We start from the raw sequence: 19,633 nt of genomic DNA, 5'->3' as shown, positions 1-19,633 counted from the left end.
AGGGACCGAATCGAACTGTCAGCCACTCTCAGTCGTCGGTAGCGCACGGATGGTTCCTCCGTCGCCCATTTTCACAATGATGAAGCTACACTCGCCGATTGATCCTCTGCTCCGAGTGCGCGTCGCTTGTCGCCGGGGAGGCGCCCGCACGCCGCCGTCCACGACGGACTGCCAGTGCAAATGGGTGATTGACTCCCATCCTGCTTTCACCCGCATTCCTGCAGATCGAGGGCGGAGCGATATTGACGGTGCGTAACCAGTATACGGCCACATTGCACAGCGTGAACGACGGCAAGGTCATCCAGGGCTTACTTCACCCGATCAGCGTATCGGTCCCGCCTTGATCGTTATCTTGGGTCAATCTTCCTCGCGTTCGGGTTGATCGGTTGTCTCAGACGGCCGAGCGGGTGAACGCTCAGTAGTTGCGAAACGCTCACACTCCGCCCCACGACTCCCCTCGGCATCTCCACTACAGCCGACTGGTCCACGAGTTCCTACCGGCCGGCGGCGGATCACACTCCGCCGCACAAGCAACATCGAGTTCGCGCTCACCTGCCCAAAGGCGCTGAACAGATCGGCTCGCCGGAGGAAACCATGACCTTGCTCGTCGAAACATGGCGGACTTGCGCGGCCGTGCGCACTAGGAGATGCGCAGGGCGCTCGGACGGTGGTTCTGATCGTCAAAGTTGTGGGGAGTACCGACTAATCTGCCGACGGCCTTGCGTAATCGAGCGAGTTACTCGATGCTCCTCACCTCTAATCCCTCCGCCTACGAGTCATCCATCGGCAGCTGATCGCTAATAGGGCTGCGACCGCGAGTTCCGGATCCTCGCACCAGCTGGGCCACCTGCCCAGAATGACATCAAGTATCTGCTTCATCACGAGAAGTTACGTCGCTGCGACGATCTCGTGGCCGTCCGGATGAAACCGTCCACCAAGCCTCAGGGGACTCCATGGATATAGTTGATCGAGGGGCGACGAGAAACTCGACCGCGGATGCAATCGAGACTACCCAACGCGACGACTCCTTATCAGTCGGTACCGGAGCGCGTTACTCACCGATCACGGTCGGTGAGGCCGACAGGAGTTCGACCATCGCGATTCAGGAGGAGTACCCGCGCCTCGCGAATGGCCATCGAGGTGTGGGTCGACGGAGTTCGATCGTCGTGTGGAAATTCGGCGGGACATCGGTGGCCGATCCGGCCCGGCTCCGCGCTGCCGCCGAACGCATCGTGGTGGCCCAACGGGACGGCCTCAAGGTTGTGGCCGTGCTGTCCGCGATGGGCCGCTCGACGGACGACCTGATCAGCATGGCCTACACGATGTCGGAGCGACCCCTGCTGCGCGAGCTGGACGTCCTACTGTCCGTCGGCGAGTGCATCTCGTGCGCGCTGGCGTCGATGGCGGTGAACGATCTGGGGTCGCACGCCGTCTCGCTCACGGGGCCCCAGGCGGGTATTCACACCGATGGTCAGCACGGTAACGCCCAGCTGGCCGAGCTCTATCCCCGACGCATCCTCGACGCGCTCGACACCGGGGCCGCGGTGCTGGTGACGGGATATCAAGGAATCTCGCCCGCCGGCGACGTCACCACGCTGGGCCGCGGCGGCTCCGACACCTCTGCAGTCGCTCTCGCGGCCGCCCTCGGCCTCAGCGAGTGCGACATCTTCACCGACGTCTCCGGCGTTTTCACCGCCGATCCCCGGCTCGTTCCGGATGCGCGGAAGCTCACGGCTGTCAGCCGCGAAACGATGTTGCAGTTCGCAGCAGCGGGTGCCGCGGTCCTGCAACCGCGCTCGGTCGAACTCGCCGCTGCTCATGATGTCGACATCCACGTTCGATCAAGTTTCACGACCGACGTGGGCACCTGGATCCTCGAGGAGGAACCCGTGTTCGAAACATCAGTCGTCACGGGCGTGGCCCACCGGGAACGGGAGACGTTGTTCGCCGTCCGGGGTGTCTCTCCCGCCGCAATCACCGCGGCTCTGGCACATCGCAGCGTGGCGATCGGCACGATCGGCCGCGACGGCCAGTGCCTCCGGTTCACCGCTCCGGATTCCGAGGACGCCGCGGTCGTCGCGGCGCTGTCGCTCGCCGGTATCGGCGTCGACGTCCACAACGAGTTCGGCTCCGTCAGCCTGGTCAGTGCCGGCATCGCGCGGCGACCGGATGTCACTGCTGAGGCAATGCTGGCGCTGGAGTGCCACGGCATCGAGCCTCAGATGGTCACCAGCGCGCCCTCTCGGGTCTGTTTTCTCATCCGCACCGACACGGTCCATCACGCAGTCCGGCTGCTCCACGATCTCTTCGGGCTGCAGGACGGGCAGTACGCCACGCCGACCGGGGACCGCGACATCTACGCGAGCCGGACCGGAGCCGAGGCACGAAGGGAGTTCGAATCATGCACACAGCAGCACCACCGGTAGTTCCTGGCTGCAACGGCGGACCGACGGTCGAATACGGCCGGCCCACGAGTCCGTTCGGTCACGTGATGACGGCAATGGTCACGCCCTTCACCCCGGACGGCCGCGCGCTCGACCTCGAGTGCGCCGCCGGCCTCGCCACCTCCCTCATCGATCTGGGCAACGACGGGCTCGTCGTCAACGGAACCACCGGAGAGGCGCCGACGACGTCCGATGCGGAGAAGGCGGCACTCATCCGAACCGTCGTCGCCGCAGTAGGGCACCGGGCGACGGTCGTCGCCGGAGTCGGAACCTACGACACCGAGCACAGCAAACGGTTGGCGCGGCAGGCCGCCGCGGCCGGCGCCCACGGCATACTCGTTGTCACGCCGTACTACTCGCGGCCGCCACAATATGGACTGATCGCACACTTCACCGCGGTCGCCGACGCGACCGAGCTGCCCGTGATGCTCTACGACATTCCACCACGCACCGCCGTTGCGTTCGAGGCGGACACGCTGTGCACGCTGGCGGCGCATCCGCGGATCATCGCCATCAAGGATGCGCGAAACGATCTGCACTTCTGCGCGGAGATGATCTCCAGGACCGGATTGCACTACTATTCCGGTGACGATCCGTTGAATCTCCCGTTCCTCGCGCTTGGCGCAGTAGGTTTCGTCAGCGTGATCGGACACGTCGCGGCGGACCGGCTGCGGATGATGCACGACGCATTCACCGACGGTGACATCGAGGCCGCTCGCGCCCTGCACGTCGCCCTGTTCCCGCTGCACCGGGCAATGCGTCGCGTCGGTGGCGCCGTCTTCGGGAAACTGGCCGTCGGGCTCAGTTGGCGGGACGTGGGCACCACGCGGCTCCCACTCCCCCCACCGACAGGGGACCAGGTCGCCGCGGTCGCCGCGGACCTCGCCGAGGCAGGTGTGCCGTTCAGCACGGCCCAGTTCCCTCGCCGTCCTGTGGCCGAGCGTCGCGTGCCGACGAACAAGGCCAGCCAGACGAAACAGCCTGTCCCGATCCCGTAACCGGCATCGACCCGACGGCCGCGGCGGAAACACCCGACGCATGCCCGATCGCGCCCTCACCCATCCGCGACCGCCTTCCGACGCCGCTCAGCCGGTGTCCGGCCACCGCACAACCGCTGCGACGGAGTACCGATGACTATCGACCAGAACTTCCTTCCGACCGGGCTCGACGAGCCAGGCACCAGTAACCGCCTCGCCGCCCAGCCCTACCAATATCGTCGCCGCGACCTGGTCGAGCCGGACTGGACGCGCATTCCCGGCTGGCGCGACGTGACCCGCAACGAGTGGGAGTCCGCCCAATGGCAACGGGCGCACTGCGTCAAGAACCTCCGCCAGTTGCACGACGTCTACGGCGACCTCATACCCGAGACGTTCTACCGGGACCTGGAGCACGACCAGGCCGAGTCAGCGACCATGCCGCTGCTCATCCCGCCCCAGATGCTCAACACGATCGTGCCCGGGCACGTCCCGGATCTCGACGGCGTCTACGCCGACCCGGTGCGCCGCTACATGTTGCCGGTGGCCTCCGACCGGGATCGTGAGTGGCCGAGCCATCCACATGCGACCCGGGACTCGCTGCACGAGAAGGAGATGTGGCTCGTCGAGGGCCTCACCCAGCGCTATCCCACCAAGGTGCTGGCCGAACTGCTCGCGACCTGCCCGCAGTACTGCGGGCACTGCACGAGGATGGACCTGGTCGGCACCTCGACGATCCAGTTCAGCAAGCTGAAGCTGGAGACGAAGCAACCGGCCCGCTTGGACGGAATCATCGACCACCTGCAGCGGTCGCCGCAGATCCGTGACGTCGTCGTGTCGGGTGGCGACGTGGCGAACGTGCCGTGGCGGCTGTTGGAGGACTTCCTGACCCGCCTGCTCGCCATCGACTCCATCCGGGACATCCGGCTCGCCACCAAGGCGCTGATGGGCCTCCCCCAGCATTGGCTGCAGGACGACATCGTCCGCGGGATGGAACGGGTGGCAACGCTCGCCCGACGGCGCGGTGTCAACATCGCGATCCACACCCACGTCAACACGTCGCAGTCGGTCACGCCCCTGTTCGCCCGGGCCGCGAAAACGATGCTCGAGACCGGGATCCGCGACGTCCGCAACCAGGGGGTGTTGATGCGGAACGTCAACGACTCGCCCGACCAGCTCCTCGATCTGTGCTTCGCCCTCCTCGATGAAGCGGGAGTCATTCCGTACTACTTCTACATGTGCGACATGATCCCGAACTCGGAGCACTGGCGTCTGGCCGTATGGGAGGCCCAGGAAATCCAGGACCAGATCATGGGCTACCTGCCGGGCTTCGCGACGCCGCGGATCGTCTGCGACGTTCCGTACCTCGGTAAACGCTGGGTGCACCAGCTGACGGGCTATGACCGCACCCGCGGCGTGTCCCACTGGACGAAGAACTATCTGACCAGCATCGAGGCCGACGACCCGGCTGCGGCGTACCGGCTCTACGAGTACTTCGACCCGATCAGGTCCCTCCCCGGGTCGGGGCAGATGTGGTGGCGTCGGGAGTTCCCGGCCACCGACCGGAGCCCGGCGATGGCGGGTGCCCCGGCATGCACGAGCTGACGGCGCCGACCATGACATCCGGTACGCACGACACCCTCGCCGTGGAACCGGCGAGCCGAGCGGTGCTCGGGGAGGCTGCCTGCCTGCACGAGCTCTTCGAGGCACAGGCGGACGCGACCCCCGACCTGACGGCGCTCGTGTGCGGCGGCCGGAGCCTGAGCTACGCGCAGCTCGACGCCGAGGCGAACCGCCTCGCGCGCGTGCTCCGGCAGCGCGGGGCAGGGCCCGGCGCGTTCGTCGGGATCTACTCCCACCGCTCCGAGCTGCCGATCATCGCCGTTCTCGGTTGCCTGAAAGCAGGCGCCGCGTACATCCCGATCGACCCGACCTACCCGCCGGAGCGCGTGCGCTACATCGACGGAGAGGCCCGGCTGCTGCTCTGCCTGACCGACCGTGCGCTGTCCTCGCGCGGCGCGGAGCTCCTGGGGGCCGAGCGGCTGATCGAGGTCGAGGACGTTCTCGGCCGCGACGACCTGCCGGCGTCGAGACTCACGCGCGCCGAGACCGGCGCATCACCGCGGGACCTCGCCTACGTCATCTACACCTCCGGCTCCACCGGGCGGCCCAAGGGCGTGATGACCGAGCATCAGCACGCCACCCGCTTCGTCTCGGCCTTCAACGAGGTCTGCGGTACGACCACCACGGACCGCGTCTACCAGGGCTTCTCGCTGAGCTTCGACGGGTCGGTCGAGGAGATGTGGATGGCCTTCTCGAACGGGTCGACGCTGGTCGTGCCCACCGCCGACGCACCGCGCTTCGGGGACGAGCTGGGCGAGTATCTGCGCGCCCTCGGCGTCACCTACTTCTCGACCGTCCCGACCCTGCTGTCGACGATCGCGGCCCCGGTCCCGAACCTGCGAACCGTCGTGCTGAGCGGGGAGGTCTGTCCGCCACGGCTCGTGGACACCTGGGCAGGAGACGACACGCAGGTCCTGAACGTGTACGGGCCCACCGAGGCGACGGTGAACACCACGGCGTTCGCATGCGTGCGCGGCCGGCCCGTCACCATCGGTCGGCCACTCGGGGGTTACGAGGTCCGCATCGTCGACGAGAACCTCGATCCCGTCCCGCCAGGCGTCGCCGGCGAGCTGCTCATCTCCGGCGCCACGCTGGCCCGCGGGTATCTCAACGAACCGGCGATGACCGAGGAGAAGTTCCTCACCGTCATCGACGACACCATGGGCCAGGACCCGGTGCAGCGCTGCTACCGCACGGGCGATCTGGCCCGCTGGAGCGAGCACGGCGATCTCGAGTTCCTCGGCCGTCTCGACGGGCAGGTCAAGATCCGCGGCTACCGGGTGGAGCTGTCCGAGATCGAGAACGTCCTGACCGAGCTCGACGACGTCCGCTCGGCAGGCGTACGCGTGGTCTCCCACGCCGGCCTGGACGAGCTCGCGGCGTACGTCGTACTGAGCCGTCCCGCCGCCGCGCTCGAACCCGGCGCGGTGCTCTCGCTGCTGGAGTCGAGGCTTCCGGCGTACATGATCCCCGGCCATCTCGACGTCCTTCCCGAACTCCCGCGGACGACCAGCGGGAAGGTGGACCGCAAGAACCTGCCGGACCCTGTCACCCCCCTCGTCCGGGTCTCCGGCACCGTCGTCGCGCCGCAGAACGAGCGGGAGCATCTCGTCGCCGAGGTCTGGACCGGCGTCCTCGGTATCGACGTGACGTCCGTGGCCGACGACTTCTTCCTGGATCTCGGCGGACATTCCCTGGTCGCCGCTCAGATGGTGACCACGCTGCGGGAACGGACCGGGCTGCCGGTCGCCGTCCGGGACGCCTATGCGCATCCGACCGTGCAACTGCTCGCCGCCCGGCTCGACGAACTGGCCCGGGCCGGGGAGAGCCCGGCGGGAGTGGCACCGGCGATGACCTCGAGCCGGGAGGTCTTCGAGTCGACGCCTCGACGGCAGCGGTGGACCACCGTCGGTGCGCAGGCGATGTCGATGTACGTGCTGTCGGCGCCGGTGATGATCCCGACCACCGTCGTCTTCCTGCTGGCCCTGGGCTGGATCCAGGGAACGGTGTCGACGGTCCGGCTCCTCGTCATGGCGTTCGTCGTCGTCCCGATCATCACCTGGCCGATCCTGCTCCTGGTCTCGATAGCGGCGAAGTGGGTGCTGATCGGCCGCTACCGGCCGGGAGAACACAAGCTGTGGGGCTTCTACTACCTCCGCTGGTGGCTCGTGGCCAGGCTGACGGCGCTCAGCGGTGCCGGGGCACTGGTGGGCACCCCGCTCCTGCCCGTCTACTTCCGGTTGATGGGCGCCCGCGTCGGGCCGCGCTGCACGCTCAACTCGGGGCAGTGCTTCGCCTGGGACCTCGTCTCGATCGGAGCGGACACGAGCATCGGTGCCGACACCCAGATGCTCGGTTACCGCGTCGAGGGCGGGATGTTGCGGCTGGGCGAGGTGCGGATCGGGAGCCGGTGTTTCGTCGGAATCCACTCCGCGCTGGGCCTCGACGTCCGGATGGGCGACGGGAGCAGCCTCGACGACCAGTCGCTGCTGGGCGACGGCGAGGAGATACCTGCCGGTGAGGGGCGCCAGGGGTCGCCGGCCCGGAAGGCGGAGGTGAGCCTGCCCGCGGAACGTCCCGACCCGCGCCAGTCGACGGGCCGGCGGGCGCTCTTCGGGCTCGCACACGTGGTGCTGACTGACCTCCTGGCGCTCGTGAGCCTGCCCCCGGCTGTCGGGTTCCTGCTCGCCTACTGGTTCGCGTTCACCCGCGGCGGCGTGGTCGTCGGAGCTTTGACGCTGGTGGGCTCGGTACCGGTGGGGCTCGTCTTCTCCTGCTTCTACATCGCCGCTGTGAAGAGGCTGCTCCTGCGCGGGATCCGGCCGGGCACGTACTCGGTACTGAGCGGGGCCTACCTGCGGAAGTGGGCGTCCGACGGCCTGATGGGCGTGACGCGGGGCCTCATGCTGCCGGTGTACACGACCCTCTACCTGCCGCCGTTCCTGCGGCTGCTCGGCGCCAGGATCGGACGTCGCGCGGAGATCTCGACGGTCTGGTCGGTCGCGCCCGAACTGGTCGACATCGGCCCGGAGAGCTTCTTCGCGGACGGCGCGATCATCGGTGGGCGCCGGACGCACCTGGGTGTCTTCCAGATCGACGTCAACCGCATCGGACGGCGCAGCTTCATCGGCAACGGCGCTGTCGTGCCGGTGGGCAACAGCGTGGGTGACGGCTGCCTGCTGGGCGTCCAGTCGATTCCGCCCGCCGGTCCGCGCACCCCCGACGGCAGCGAGTGGCTGGGCTCGCCGTCGTTCCCCTTGACCCACCGGATCAAGGTGGGCAACTTCGACGAGACGACCATATTCCGTCCCACTGCCAGGCTCTACGCGGAGCGCGCCGTCATCGACGGGCTCCGGATCCTGATCCCCGCCTACCTCGGGCTGCTCACCTTGACGGCATCGGTACTGAGCCTGTTCCTGGTGTACCGAGCGGCCGGGGTGGCGGTGATGGTCGCGGTGGCACCGCTGATCGGGCTCGCTCTGGGAATCGCGGCGGCGGCGATCGTCGCGTTGCTCAAGAAATGCGTCATGGGAACGTACCGCCCGGAGATCCGGCCGCTCTGGTGCCGGTACGTGTGGCTGAACGAGATGGTGAACGGGGCGTTCGAGTCGGTGTTCGCACCCGTGGCGTCGACGATGCTCGGCACCCCGTTCATCGCCGCGTTCCTCCGCATGATGGGCTGCCGGGTCGGACGACACACCTACATCGCGACAACGCTGTTCTCGGAGTTCGATCTCGTCGACATCGGCGACCACGTCGCGTTGAACCACGGGGCCGTCATGCAGAACCATCTCTTCGAGGACCGCGTCTTCAAGTCGTCGGCGCTCACGATCGCGGACGAGGCGTCGATCGGCAACATGAGCGTGGTGCTCTACGACTCGGAAGTCCGCCGAGGTGCTGTCATCGGGCCGCTCTCGCTCGTGATGAAGGGGGAGGCGATCGAGGAACGCACCTGGTGGCAGGGCATTCCCACGTCGCGGGTGGAAGGAGGGGCGGGATGAGCGCTCTGGCTCTGGTGTACCGCGGTCCCGCGGCCTGCGAGGGGTGCGCGGAGGAGGTGGCCGCCCTGCTCCGCGCCTCCGGGCACGACCTCGACATCGCCTATGTCGGCCCGCGCGAGGCACTTCCGCTCACCAGGGAGGTGCTGGACTCCGCCGTCCTCTATGCGCAACCAGGAGGCGGCAACAGCGTCAAGCGAGCATTCCGCCAGATGAAGCGGTTCGCTCCGACCATCATCGACTACACGCAGTCGGGTGGCCGTTACCTCGGAATCTGCATGGGCGCCTACCTGGCCGGTACGTGGGCGGGCTTCGGGTTCCTCCCGGACACCGACCAGTTCATCACCTCGGCCGGAGCCGACGTGCGGACGAGCCGCGACACCGTTGTCGCGGTCGACTGGCGCGGAGTGCGACGGCACATGTTCTTCCAGGACGGCACGGTTCTGACGCCACCGGCATCGGGCTCCGGAGGCGCCGTCCTCGCCAGGTATGCGAGCAACGGCGAGATCGCCGCGCTCGTGGCGCCGTTCGGGCGCGGGAAGGTCGGCCTGTCCGGCCCGCACCCCGAAGCGTCGCAGGAGTGGTACCGGAGCAACGGCCTGACGAATCCCGACGGCATCCATTACGACCTGGGCTGCGACCTGGTCGACTCACTGATGGGACCGTGATGATCTGCGCCCCGCCGAAGCACGGAAACCGACCCGCCCGGCCCGGCCGGCCGCCACCGGGCATCGTTCGATGAGCGGCGGCCGCGGGCCCGCCGTGCGGCTCGTCGCCACGGCGTCGATCGTGCTTCTCGCGATGGCGGCCTGCTCGTCGGGTCCGCCCCGGGAGGACGGCTGCAACGGCGCCCGGCAGCGATCCGGGAACACCTTCTACGAGAACAACCCGACCTACACCGACCGCGGCGACGTCGAGTCCGGCACGACGGTGTCAACCCCGGAGGCCGAAGGCATCGACGGCGCGAGGCTCGATGCGGGAGTGAGCGCCCTGGCCGGCAACAACTCCGTGCAGAGCGTGGCGGTCGTGCGCCACGGCCGCCTCGCCTACGAGCGCTACGTCAACGGTGGGGGCATGGACCAGAGCAACAACGTCCACTCCGTGTCGAAGAGCATCCTCCAGGCCGTGCTTGCGACCGCCATCGAGAAGGGGTTCATCAACAGCCTCGACGACACGGTGTCCCGGTACCTGCCCGGCTACCCGAACGCGGACAGGATCACCCTCCGGAACCTCATCGAGATGAGGTCCGGGCTGAGGTGGACGGAGGATCGGACGGAGTACCGGATCGAGAAGGAGAGCGACTGGGTCTGGGCGATACTCGACCAAGGTCTCGTCGCGACACCGGGGACCGTTTTCACCTACAGCAGCGGCAACACACACGTCCTTTCGGCGGTCATCCAGGCGGCCACCAAGACGGGCACCTGCCAGTTCGCGGAGAACAATCTCCTCACACCGCTCGGTATCACCGTCGAGCACTGGGGACGAGACCCGCAAGGCATCTACTCGGGCGGGTACAACGTCTACCTGAACACCCGGGAGATGGCGACGTTCGGGCTCCTCTACCTCGATGACGGAACCCACAACGGGACGCGCGTGATCCCCGAGTGGGCCGTGACGGCCGCCGCCACCACCACGACCACGGAGAACGGCTCGGGTCCCGGCTACTCGCAAGGATGGTGGACACGCACCATCGCCGGCCACGACATGTACTTCGCGTGGGGATACGGCGGCCAGTTCATCTACGTGATGCCGGATCTCGACACGGTGCTCGTGATCACCCAGAACACACTCCGACGGGACCGTGAGGTCGACTCCGCCGCATTCGTCGAGCGGTACGTGATCCCCGCACTGCTCTAGTACGGCCGGCCCGGCAGGACCGTCGTCGCAGAGCGAGCGTGCTCCTCGCAGGGCCCCCAGCATCTGCGAGGAACCCACGCCGTCTGCGAGGACGCCGGGGCGAGCCGAGCGGCGGGATCAGGCCGGGACGACGTACGGGAAGTCGGGCGTGCGCAACTGCTCGTTGGTGGCCGGGGTCAGACCGGAGGGCACCGCGACCCCGGTGACCAGGGACAGCATCACCTCCGGGGCATTGTCGGCCAAGGTCCGCCCGTTACGGCCGGCGAACCCGTAGGTCGCCGGCGTACCCACGGTGTAGGACAACACGTCCGGGAACAGCTCCGCCGCCACCGTCTGGCCATAGCCCGCGGGATCGGCGGTGGTGCCGGTCGCCGCCGCGGACGCGGCGATGTGCTCAGCGACCTCCTGGCGATCGGACTCGACGTCCTGCGACGGGTGCTGGGTGTTGGACGCCAGAGCGAACTGCACGTCATCGGGCCAGAAGATCGGCCACATCATCGGATGCCCCGCCCGGTTGATCTGCCGCCACCCACCAGCATCGGTGGCCAGCTTCGTCGCCGCCCACACCCCGATCTGCGCGCCCGGGCGCAACTGCGGATGCCGGTGCGACACCTCCAGCACGATCGAGTCCACCGTCGTGTCCGCGAAACTGTTCGTCGCCTCCCGCGGCTGCCACCCCGACAAGTCCAGAACCGTGCCACCGCGGACCGCGGAGTTCACCATGTCCAACAACGACAGGTCGATGTAGAACCAGTCCTTGATCCGCCCGGCCCACAACCGCACCCCCGACCCATCCGCGCTCGACCCGGTCCGGCCCTCCAGCACCAGCTCCCCGGTCGCCGCGTCCTCGCGCGCGTCGGCGCCGGTCAGCTCGTGCAATTGCAACGCCTGGCGCCCCTCGGCGTCCGCATCGGCGAACGACACCCGGTAGGTCAGCTCCTCCACCTCCGCACCGTCAAGGTGCACCTTGAACTCGTACCGGGCCTCGGAGTGGAAACTCGGCTCCGAATGCAGACCGTTGACCGTCGAGTTCACATCCATCACGAACACGGTGCTGTCCTCGCCACGGAAGACACACAGATCATCGAGGAACAACTGGCCGGTCTGCGCCGCCAGCGGGGTATCCAGATGGTGGGACACGGTAGGTCCTTTCGGTTCGGGTGGTGCATCGGTTCGTGCAGTGGCGTGGGTGCACGGCCACCCCAACGTGCCGGGTGCCACGTGTGATCGCAGTTCCTGCAACCGATTGGGTATGCCGCTACGTGGGCGATTCGGACAGGTCGACCGAAACCACATCAACGCGTTTGATCACAATTCCCTGCGAATCACGCAAGTCGATCATTCCGAGCAGCAGCACCAGCGAACCACTCGCGGGTTGACCAGCTGGACGTTCATGGTGCACAACGGGCGCGTCTCGAGCACATTCACTCCCCTGGACGACAGCTGACCGTCATTTATCCGTTCACGAAGGTTCGCGATCCGCCCGGTCCCCTGGTAGATGGTGCCGAAGACCGCCACCCCGGTGACGAAGCTGAACTGCAGCACTGTCGTCGCCGTACCGCTGGCATCGGGATGTGCTCGGGCCGGACGTGGGCGACGGTGAGCGACACCAGCGGACTGAACGACACCCCGAACCCCAGACCTGTCACGCCGAGCACGTCAGCGCGGCCGCGGCAGGCCAGCTCTCCCCCGCGGTGAGCCAGGCGGGGAGCAGGAGCGCCACGCCGGCACCGACCACACCGCTGACGAGGAGCGAGTACCGACGAGCAGCAGTCCCAGCAGCCCGGGACGGACACCGCGGGTGGTGGACAGCGCCGGCTCCACCAGCACCGGCTCACCGCGGCGACTCGTGCGCCGCTGCTGAGCGACGAACACCACGAGCACCGCCACGCCCGCGCCAGCAGCACCGATGCTCCACGGCGGCCAACCGCCCTCCGTGCCGAGCGTCAGCGCCGAGATCACGAGAACGCCGCCGCAGGTCAGCAGCACCACACCGGGAACGTCGAGGCGCCGGTCCACGACCGGAACCCGAGGCAGCACGAGTGCGGCGACGACGAACAACGCAATGCCGATCGGGACATTCACCAGGAATACCGAGCGCCAGCCGAGGCCGGCGATGTTCAGGTCGATCAGGACGCCACCGGCGACCAGCCCGCGCCTGCCGGCCCTCGCCGCCCGCGCAACAGGCGACGAGGAAGACGGGGGCGGCGCCGGTCGCGCTGCGCGATGTCCCCCCAGTGTAAAACGAGCGCTCGCTCATTTAACACGGCCAACGCCGCGTGCCGGCCTCAGGCGTGATCATCGCCGCCGGTCAACCGGCCGGCCCGGACCGGGCGCACCTCGTGCGATCGTTCGCAGCGGACTTCCTGATGGACAGAACTGTTCAGCGGATCCAGGCCGTCGGCACATCACCCGTCTTGCGTACGACGAACGCGATGTACTCCAACGGCTTGCCATGCACCGACAGCCGATGCCGGTAGTGCTTCTCCGCCTGCGCCACGATTGTCTTCTCGGCGAACATGCGCCGGATCAGCAGGCTGAAACCGCTCGGGTCGTCATCGCGGAGGAAGTCGTCCTTGATGGTGAACGCCAGCAGGCCCGGGGTCTCGATGAGGTTGAACGCACCCACGAAGGCCTCGGGAGGGATGTCGCCGAACCCGAGCGCAGCCACCGTGGTCATCGTGTTGAACTTGGCGCGGACGAGGACGTCGCGCTGCTCGAGCGTGAGGTCGGTGAGATCGGCGACGAGGTAGTCGTCGTAGACGTCCGGACGATCGCGACGGGTAGCGGCGGCCGCCTCCTCCAGAATGTCGACGCCGTGCACCGTGTCCACGCCCAACGTCCGGATCTCCTCGCCGACCATGCCGTTGCCGGCGCCGACGTCCAGCACCCGCAGGTCCTCGGCCTTCATCGCGTGTTCGGCCAGTGCCGTGGCCAGCAGATCGCAGACCGTACGCGGAGAGACACACTCGAGCATCTCGTAGAAGAGACGCTCGTACATGCCTGGAATATCGTAGATCCGGTGGTAGTCGTGGAATCGAATCCTGGTCCGCTGCCCGTCGACCAGGACCTCGCACCACTCCTCGTCCTGATCGAGGATCTGGTCGCCGTCGAACTCAGGAAGAAATACTTCGAAATTCGCCGATGATTCGGCTTCCGACAGGCCGAACCGGTTCGATCCAATGATGGTCATGACGCCTCCCGATGCCTTTCGTCGAGAAATGATGGACGCGCGACCCGGGCTCCATTTGAAACGCCGCAGCGGCCGATCTCACAGCCACTGGCCACACATCTGCCTACCACTCGGACGACCATACAACAAGGCACCATTGATTCCGGCAACCCTGTAGACCACCAAGAAAATGTGGGCAATGGGCCAACCCCAGGAAGATCCTGATGATTCTATGGAGATCGACAAAGACAGCTACGGATAGCAGTGATTCAACTCACATGCAGGTCGCGCTGCGCGCTACCGGCATCTAAGGTCCGCCATTCTCATTCCGTGCTGCCGATGGGCACCGTCGTGAGCGTCGGGCCGCGCGTCGCCTAGACGTCGAGTCCCAGCATCGATCGGAGCTGGGTGAGCAGGACGGCGCGGAAGTTGGCAGAGGACGGCGCGGGGTGCAGAACGTGGGAGACGATGGCTCCGGCCAAGGCGGACTGCACGAAATCCGCGATGTCGTCGGGGCTGAGAGTGGGGGTGAACGCACCATGCTCGCGGCCTTCGTTCACCGCGGCCAGGAAGGGCGTCCGATAGCGCTCCCACCCCTCGACGCTGTACTTGCGAACTTCGTCGTCCCGCATTGCCGACCGCCAGAATTCGACGAGCAGCTGCCGAGTGCGGTGGGAGCTGTTCAGACTCCGATCGATCATCGCGATCAGCCGATCCCACGGATCACCTTCGGCCGCGGCTACCGATTCGAGCGCATCCACCTCCCGAATGGTGGACATCTCCATGGCCTCGATGACCATGTCCTCGCGCGAGCCGAAGTAGTTCTGCAGCGTACTGATCGCCACCCCGCTGGCCGTCGATACGTCGGCAAAGCGGGTGTTCTCGTACCCACGTTCCGCAAGCACATCTGTCACCGCGTCCAGAACGACGGCCCGTTTCCCCCCACCGGCACGTCTCTTTCGATGTGCGGCGCGCAGGTTTTCGGCGGGCATGATCGCACCATATAGCCATGCCGGATCACGGTCAATCCGGTCAATCCGGTCGATCTGCTGGTCTTTGGCACTGGCCGGCGCCTACGTGCGGGGCGGGATGTTGTGGGTGAAGCGGAACACGTTGCGCGGGTCGTACCGGGTCTTCGTCGCCTGGAGACGCTCGTATGTCGATGTGTCGTACGCCAGGCGCACACTCTCGACGGAGGCGTCCGCAGGCGAGAGGTAACCGGGGTGCTTCCGGCCGCCGCCGGGTGGGGTGAGCCGGCGCATCAGTTCCAGACCCTGGTCCATGCCTGCGTTCAGGACCACATCGCCGGGCGGCACGACCGTGAACGCGAAGATGGCGAATGCGGCATCGCGTCGCCCCACCGCGTTCGCCTTTTCCGACGGCCGACCGAGCGCGCCGCCGAGATGGGTCAGGTTGACCATGGTGACGGAGGAGTCGGAGTTCGAACCGGCGATGTCGAGGATCGCCTCCATCGCCGACGGGGACAACTCGTCGAGGATGGCGAAATGCTCTACGGCGGCAGCCGGTTCGCTCGGATCGTTGGTGATCGAAGCGATGTCGGCGAACGGCATCGTGGACACGGTGTCGGCGAGCACGGGCGCAACCGCTCGCAACGGCGCGATCAACGCCTCGCCCTCAGGTGCCGCGCCCAGGAAGGAGATCCTGATGGAGACGGTGAGCCTTCCTCGCATGAAGTCGGGGACGAAGGGCAGGTCGGGAGCACGCAGGAAGACGATCGACGAGGTCAGTTCGTCCGGTGCGGTCGAGGTGAACCGCTCGTAGGCCTCCAGCACTTCCCGCGCGTTGTCGCCCGAGAAATGCAAGGCTCCCGCGTAGATTTCCGCGACGGGAAACAGCGTGAACTCCATCGCGGTGACGACGCCGAAGTTCCCCTTCCCGCCGAGGAGGGCGAAGAACAACTCCCCGTCCGAATCAGGCGTGACGCGGCGGAGCTCGCCGTCCGCAGTCACGATCTCGATCACCTGCACGTGGTCGGCCGCGTAGCCGAAGGCCCGCCCCAGCGCCACACTGACCCCACCACCGAGCGTGTAACCGACGACGCCAACATGCGGTGAGGACCCGGCGAGCGGCGCGAGCCCGACTTTCGCGGCCTCGTCGACCACCTGGCCCCAGCGGGCGCCGGCCTCGACCCGGGCCGTCCTCTTCGCGCTGTCGATCCACACTCCGGCCATGCGACGCGTGGTGATCATGACGGAGGGTCCGGAAGCCGGCACGGAAGGGCCGTGACCGGTGTTGAGTACCGCGACGGGGAGGGCGTGCTCACTGGCGAAATGCACCGCCGCCCGGACGTCCGCCTCACCGGTGGCGCCGACGATCACGTAGGGAAGATGCATGACGGCCGTGTTGAACACGGACGCCTCGTCGGCGAAACCGTCGTCGCCCGCGAAGAAGACGGGCCCGTTCACGGACGCCAGAAGAGAGGAGGTCGATCGGCGGAGCATGTCAGCGCCTTTCTGATTCGTCTCACCGCGCACGGCGCGAACCGGTGCCACCAACCGCAGCGACGTCGGGGGTTGTCGTCCGCCGCCCGGCGGACGTGCGGGTGTGCCATGGGCATGCGACCGAGGTGCTCGCCGGCTGTCCGGCGTCGGCCGCTCGAGCCGACGACCGTCGGATCGGTATGGATATACGGTATCACCGTACCGATCGGGCGAGCCGGTGGTGCCAGAGGTGTGAACACACTTGCAGTTAGTCATGGATGCTGATAGTCATAGAATGCTACCACTCTAGGAACCGATGCCGATCGCCCGGCGCACGCACCCTTCCGACCTGCGAGGAGGAGAGCTTCGTGACAGACCTGCAGTTCGGCGTCTCCTTGCTTCCGACCCGTGATCTCGGGACGACCCGCCGGTTGGCGGTGGTGGCCGAGGAGGCGGGACTGGAGTACATCGGCGTTCAGGACCATCCCTACGCGGCGCGCTACCTCGACGCGTTCGTCGTCATGGGCGACCTCCTCGCCCGTACCGAGCGCATCCAGGTGTTTCCCGACGTGGCGAATCTGCCGCTTCGCCCCCCTGCTGTCCTGGCCCGGACGGCGGGCGCGCTGAGCTCGGTGTCCGGAGGCCGCTTCCAGCTCGGCCTCGGCGCAGGCGGCTACTGGGATGCGATCGAGTCCATGGGAGCGCCCCGGCGGACCCCACCCGAGGCGCTGCGGGCGCTCGAGGAGGCGATCGCCATCATGCGCGGGCTGTGGCGGCCGATGCGAGCGTCGACCACGACGGCGAGTTCTACCGGGTCGGCGGGGTCGTCGGGCAGGAGCCGGGTCCCGGCGGCGTGGCGATCTGGGTCGGGTCACAGGGCCCACGCAGTCTCGCGCTGACCGGGCAGCTCGCTGACGGCTGGGCGGCGCCGATCCCGTCGTACCTGCCCTACGAGCGCTGGGCGCAGAGCAACGAGCTCCTCGACCGCGCGGCGCGCGGAGCCGGGCGCGATCCCGCGGACATCCGGCGCATCGCACAGCTCGTCGGAGTCATCGACCCGGCGGCGGCGACGCCGGGGCCGCTCGCGCAGTCCGGCAGCGATCCGGTCCGTGCCGATGTCGGGGGCTGGGTCGAGCTGTTGACCCGGCTGGCCACCGAGCAGCCGTTCACCACGTTCGTGCTGTGGCCGCAGCGGACCGACGAGCGGCAGATCCGGCTCTTCGCCGAGGAGGTCGCGCCCAGGGTCCGGGAGCGCGCGGGCCGCTTCGCCCCCGACATCAGCACATGACAGCCAGAGGCAGGCTCAGAATGGTCACCCCGCGCCGCACGAGGTTCGAGTCCTTGAGCGAGGGCGCCACCGTCACGACGCTCGAGCTGTTCTTCGATCTGGTGTTCGTGTTCGCGCTCACCCGGGTCACGGACTGGATGGCCGAGGACAGCTCGGCCGAGGCAGTGCTGCGCGGCGTGCTGATCCTCGTCGTCATGTGGTGGTCGTGGGTCGCCTACTCCTGGCTCGGCAACGTCGCGAAGGCGGACGAGGGGCTGATCCGGCTGGGTATGTTCGTCGCGATGGCGGCGGTGTTCGTCGGGGCGATCACCATCCCCGAGGCTTTCAACGACCTGCCGGGCGGGCTCTCGGGGCCCGTGGTGTTCGCCGTCGCGTACTTCTGCGTGCGCGCGGTACACCTGGCGATGTACTGGGTGTGCAGCCGCGGGGACGCGCAGCTGCGCGCGCAGATCGTGCGCGTCGTGCCGGCCGCGGTGCTGGGGACCGTGCTGCTGCTCGTCGCGTCGCAGACCGAGGGTTGGGTGCAGACCGCCTTGTGGGCCGCGGCGATCATCGGCGACTACGTCGGCACGGCGGTGGCCGGCGCCTCCTGGCGGCTCAACTCGGCGAGCCACTTCGCCGAACGGCACGGGCTGATCATCATCGTGGCGCTGGGCGAGTCGATCGTGTCCATCGGCATCGGGGTGGCAGAGCTGCCGATCTCCTGGCCGATCATCGTCGCCGGCGTGCTCGGCCTGGCCGTGGCGGGCGCGTTGTGGTGGATCTACTTCGACGTCGTCACGTTGCGCGCCGAGCACGCCCTGGCCGAAGCCGGCGGGGAGCGGCAGATCCGGATGGCCCGCGGCGGGTACACCTATCTGCACCTGCCGATGGTCATCGGGATCATCCTGATGTCGCTCGGGCTGAAGAAGGTCCTGCTCTACATCGGTGGCGGCGAGGGACACACGATCGCCGACCCGCTCTACGGCATCCCGCTCGCCGCGCTCTACGGCGGCGCGGTGCTGTACCTGTTCGCGCACGTCGGTTTCACCTGGTACGTGCTGCGCACGGCCAACCCCGTCCGGCTGGTCGTCGGGGCGGTGCTGCTGGCCGTGATGCCGCTGGTCGCCGGGCTCCCGGCGATCGGGACTCTGGGCTTCCTCGCCGCCGTTCTCAGCGCGCTGGTGGCGTACGAGGTGCATCGCTACCGCGAGGTGCGGCAACACGTCCGGCACGTGGGGCCTGCGTAGGTGAAGGAGCAGCCATGAGCATCGACATCCCTCCGGGCCGGTACGCACTCGACCCGGTCCACTCGTCCCTCCAGTTCGCCACCCGCTTCGTGGGCGCGCGCGTACGGGGGACGTTCGGCGAGCTGTCCGGAGCCCTGGAGATCGCCGAGGACCTCACGAAGTCCTCCGTCCAGGTGGAGATCGACGTCGCCACCGTGTCGACCGGCGATGACCACACCGGGGCCTTCCGTGTGGGCTTCACAGCCTCCGGGCGCGTCTCGCGGTCCGCCTTCGCGTGAACGGCAACGTCTCCCAGACGGGCGGTCCGCTCCTCATCGGGGACGCAACGGAGATCACCCCGGAGGTCCAGGCCGTCCGGGCGAGCTGACCCACGTCCGACCCGACCAGGCCCGCAGCGCCTGGAGCAGCGTGACGACCCGCCCGCCGGTACTCGTCCCGTCCTGACCGTCGCGGCAGCAGGTCGTCGACCGACGGTTCGACCGTGACGACCTCCGCGCTTCGCGCCCCGGTCGCGAGGGCCTCTTCCCGGACCGGCTCCAGCCCGGTGCCGGGCCGACGTTCGAGGTAACCCCGTGCCTCCAGCTCGTCGACGTTCTTGCCGATGAGC

The 19,633-nt window shown here is 67.7% G+C and carries 15 protein-coding genes and 1 pseudogene; 10 read left to right on the top strand and 6 right to left on the bottom strand.

The window, feature by feature from the left end; genetic code table 11:
* Positions 1–953: 953 nt before the first annotated feature.
* The 6 genes from HF577_RS10300 to HF577_RS10275 all read left to right on the top strand — a co-directional run bounded on the left by HF577_RS10300 (position 954) and on the right by HF577_RS10275 (position 10,896).
* Complete coding sequence (locus HF577_RS10300) at positions 954–2,426, top strand: aspartate kinase (protein WP_169395550.1); 1,473 nt, start codon at positions 954–956, stop codon at positions 2,424–2,426.
* Positions 2,427–2,491: 65 nt separating this feature from the next.
* The gene (gene dapA / locus HF577_RS10295; RefSeq protein WP_246266183.1) at positions 2,492–3,442 is read left to right on the top strand and encodes a 4-hydroxy-tetrahydrodipicolinate synthase; all 951 of its coding nucleotides are present in this window, start codon (positions 2,492–2,494) and stop codon (positions 3,440–3,442) included.
* Between the two features lie 132 nt (positions 3,443–3,574).
* Positions 3,575–5,023: a KamA family radical SAM protein gene (locus HF577_RS10290; protein WP_169395548.1), complete on the top strand. Its 1,449-nt coding sequence runs from the start codon at positions 3,575–3,577 to the stop codon at positions 5,021–5,023.
* Entirely contained in the window at positions 5,011–9,042 is a 4,032-nt protein-coding gene (locus HF577_RS10285; protein WP_246266182.1) for a Pls/PosA family non-ribosomal peptide synthetase, read from the top strand. The genes HF577_RS10290 and HF577_RS10285 overlap by 13 nt, the downstream gene beginning before the upstream one ends.
* Entirely contained in the window at positions 9,039–9,707 is a 669-nt protein-coding gene (locus HF577_RS10280; protein WP_169395547.1) for a BPL-N domain-containing protein, read from the top strand. Before HF577_RS10285 ends, HF577_RS10280 begins: the two co-directional genes overlap by 4 nt.
* A gap of 70 nt (positions 9,708–9,777) precedes the next feature.
* A complete protein-coding gene (locus HF577_RS10275; protein ID WP_169395546.1) occupies positions 9,778–10,896 on the top strand; it encodes a serine hydrolase domain-containing protein in 1,119 nt (372 codons plus the stop codon).
* Between the two features lie 117 nt (positions 10,897–11,013).
* Here HF577_RS10275 and HF577_RS10270 read toward each other — a convergent pair whose 3' ends face one another.
* The 6 genes from HF577_RS10270 to HF577_RS10245 all read right to left on the bottom strand — a co-directional run bounded on the left by HF577_RS10270 (position 11,014) and on the right by HF577_RS10245 (position 16,563).
* Positions 11,014–12,036, bottom strand: coding sequence for a DUF4331 family protein (locus HF577_RS10270; RefSeq protein WP_169395545.1), 1,023 nt, complete (start codon positions 12,034–12,036; stop codon positions 11,014–11,016).
* A 198-nt stretch (positions 12,037–12,234) separates the two neighbouring features.
* A complete protein-coding gene (locus tag HF577_RS10265) occupies positions 12,235–12,441 on the bottom strand; it encodes a hypothetical protein (protein WP_169395544.1) in 207 nt (68 codons plus the stop codon).
* Between the two features lie 114 nt (positions 12,442–12,555).
* Positions 12,556–12,981 carry a hypothetical protein gene (locus tag HF577_RS10260; protein WP_169395543.1) on the bottom strand — a complete coding sequence of 142 codons (426 nt, stop codon included), beginning with the start codon at positions 12,979–12,981 and terminating at the stop codon, positions 12,556–12,558.
* A 298-nt stretch (positions 12,982–13,279) separates the two neighbouring features.
* Positions 13,280–14,089, bottom strand: coding sequence for a class I SAM-dependent DNA methyltransferase (locus tag HF577_RS10255; protein ID WP_169395542.1), 810 nt, complete (start codon positions 14,087–14,089; stop codon positions 13,280–13,282).
* A 353-nt stretch (positions 14,090–14,442) separates the two neighbouring features.
* A complete protein-coding gene (locus HF577_RS10250) occupies positions 14,443–15,060 on the bottom strand; it encodes a TetR/AcrR family transcriptional regulator (protein ID WP_169395541.1) in 618 nt (205 codons plus the stop codon).
* Between the two features lie 81 nt (positions 15,061–15,141).
* Positions 15,142–16,563 (bottom strand): FAD-binding oxidoreductase, encoded by a 1,422-nt coding sequence (locus tag HF577_RS10245; RefSeq protein ID WP_169395540.1) that lies wholly within the window; start codon positions 16,561–16,563, stop codon positions 15,142–15,144.
* A gap of 224 nt (positions 16,564–16,787) precedes the next feature.
* Here HF577_RS10245 and HF577_RS38120 point away from each other — a divergent pair.
* The 4 genes and pseudogenes from HF577_RS38120 to HF577_RS10230 all read left to right on the top strand — a co-directional run.
* Positions 16,788–17,228: pseudogene (locus tag HF577_RS38120) on the top strand (LLM class flavin-dependent oxidoreductase); the annotation flags it as partial.
* A gap of 50 nt (positions 17,229–17,278) precedes the next feature.
* Positions 17,279–17,797 carry an LLM class flavin-dependent oxidoreductase gene (locus HF577_RS10240; RefSeq protein WP_312859052.1) on the top strand — a complete coding sequence of 173 codons (519 nt, stop codon included), beginning with the start codon at positions 17,279–17,281 and terminating at the stop codon, positions 17,795–17,797.
* Positions 17,798–17,850: 53 nt separating this feature from the next.
* Complete coding sequence (locus HF577_RS10235; RefSeq protein ID WP_211174055.1) at positions 17,851–19,026, top strand: low temperature requirement protein A; 1,176 nt, start codon at positions 17,851–17,853, stop codon at positions 19,024–19,026.
* 14 nt (positions 19,027–19,040) lie between these two features.
* Complete coding sequence (locus HF577_RS10230; protein ID WP_169395537.1) at positions 19,041–19,304, top strand: YceI family protein; 264 nt, start codon at positions 19,041–19,043, stop codon at positions 19,302–19,304.
* Positions 19,305–19,633: the final 329 nt, after the last annotated feature.

The sequence above is a fragment of the Pseudonocardia xinjiangensis genome (assembly GCF_012911925.1).
Lineage (GTDB): Bacteria > Actinomycetota > Actinomycetes > Mycobacteriales > Pseudonocardiaceae > Pseudonocardia > Pseudonocardia xinjiangensis.
The sequence above is the reverse complement of the archived record's forward strand: the minus strand, read 5'-3'. Positions and strand labels throughout refer to the sequence as shown.

Bases quoted from the DNA above. Each gene is read 5' to 3' on its own strand.
- HF577_RS10300 (WP_169395550.1), top strand. From the start codon at position 954: ATGGATATAGTTGATCGAGGGGCGACGAGAAACTCGACCGCGGATGCA.
- dapA (WP_246266183.1), top strand. From the start codon at position 2,492: ATGACGGCAATGGTCACGCCCTTCACCCCGGACGGCCGCGCGCTCGAC.
- HF577_RS10290 (WP_169395548.1), top strand. From the start codon at position 3,575: ATGACTATCGACCAGAACTTCCTTCCGACCGGGCTCGACGAGCCAGGC.
- HF577_RS10285 (WP_246266182.1), top strand. From the start codon at position 5,011: ATGCACGAGCTGACGGCGCCGACCATGACATCCGGTACGCACGACACC.
- HF577_RS10280 (WP_169395547.1), top strand. From the start codon at position 9,039: ATGAGCGCTCTGGCTCTGGTGTACCGCGGTCCCGCGGCCTGCGAGGGG.
- HF577_RS10275 (WP_169395546.1), top strand. From the start codon at position 9,778: ATGAGCGGCGGCCGCGGGCCCGCCGTGCGGCTCGTCGCCACGGCGTCG.
- HF577_RS10255 (WP_169395542.1), bottom strand. From the start codon at position 14,089: ATGACCATCATTGGATCGAACCGGTTCGGCCTGTCGGAAGCCGAATCA.
- HF577_RS10250 (WP_169395541.1), bottom strand. From the start codon at position 15,060: ATGCCCGCCGAAAACCTGCGCGCCGCACATCGAAAGAGACGTGCCGGT.
- HF577_RS10230 (WP_169395537.1), top strand. From the start codon at position 19,041: ATGAGCATCGACATCCCTCCGGGCCGGTACGCACTCGACCCGGTCCAC.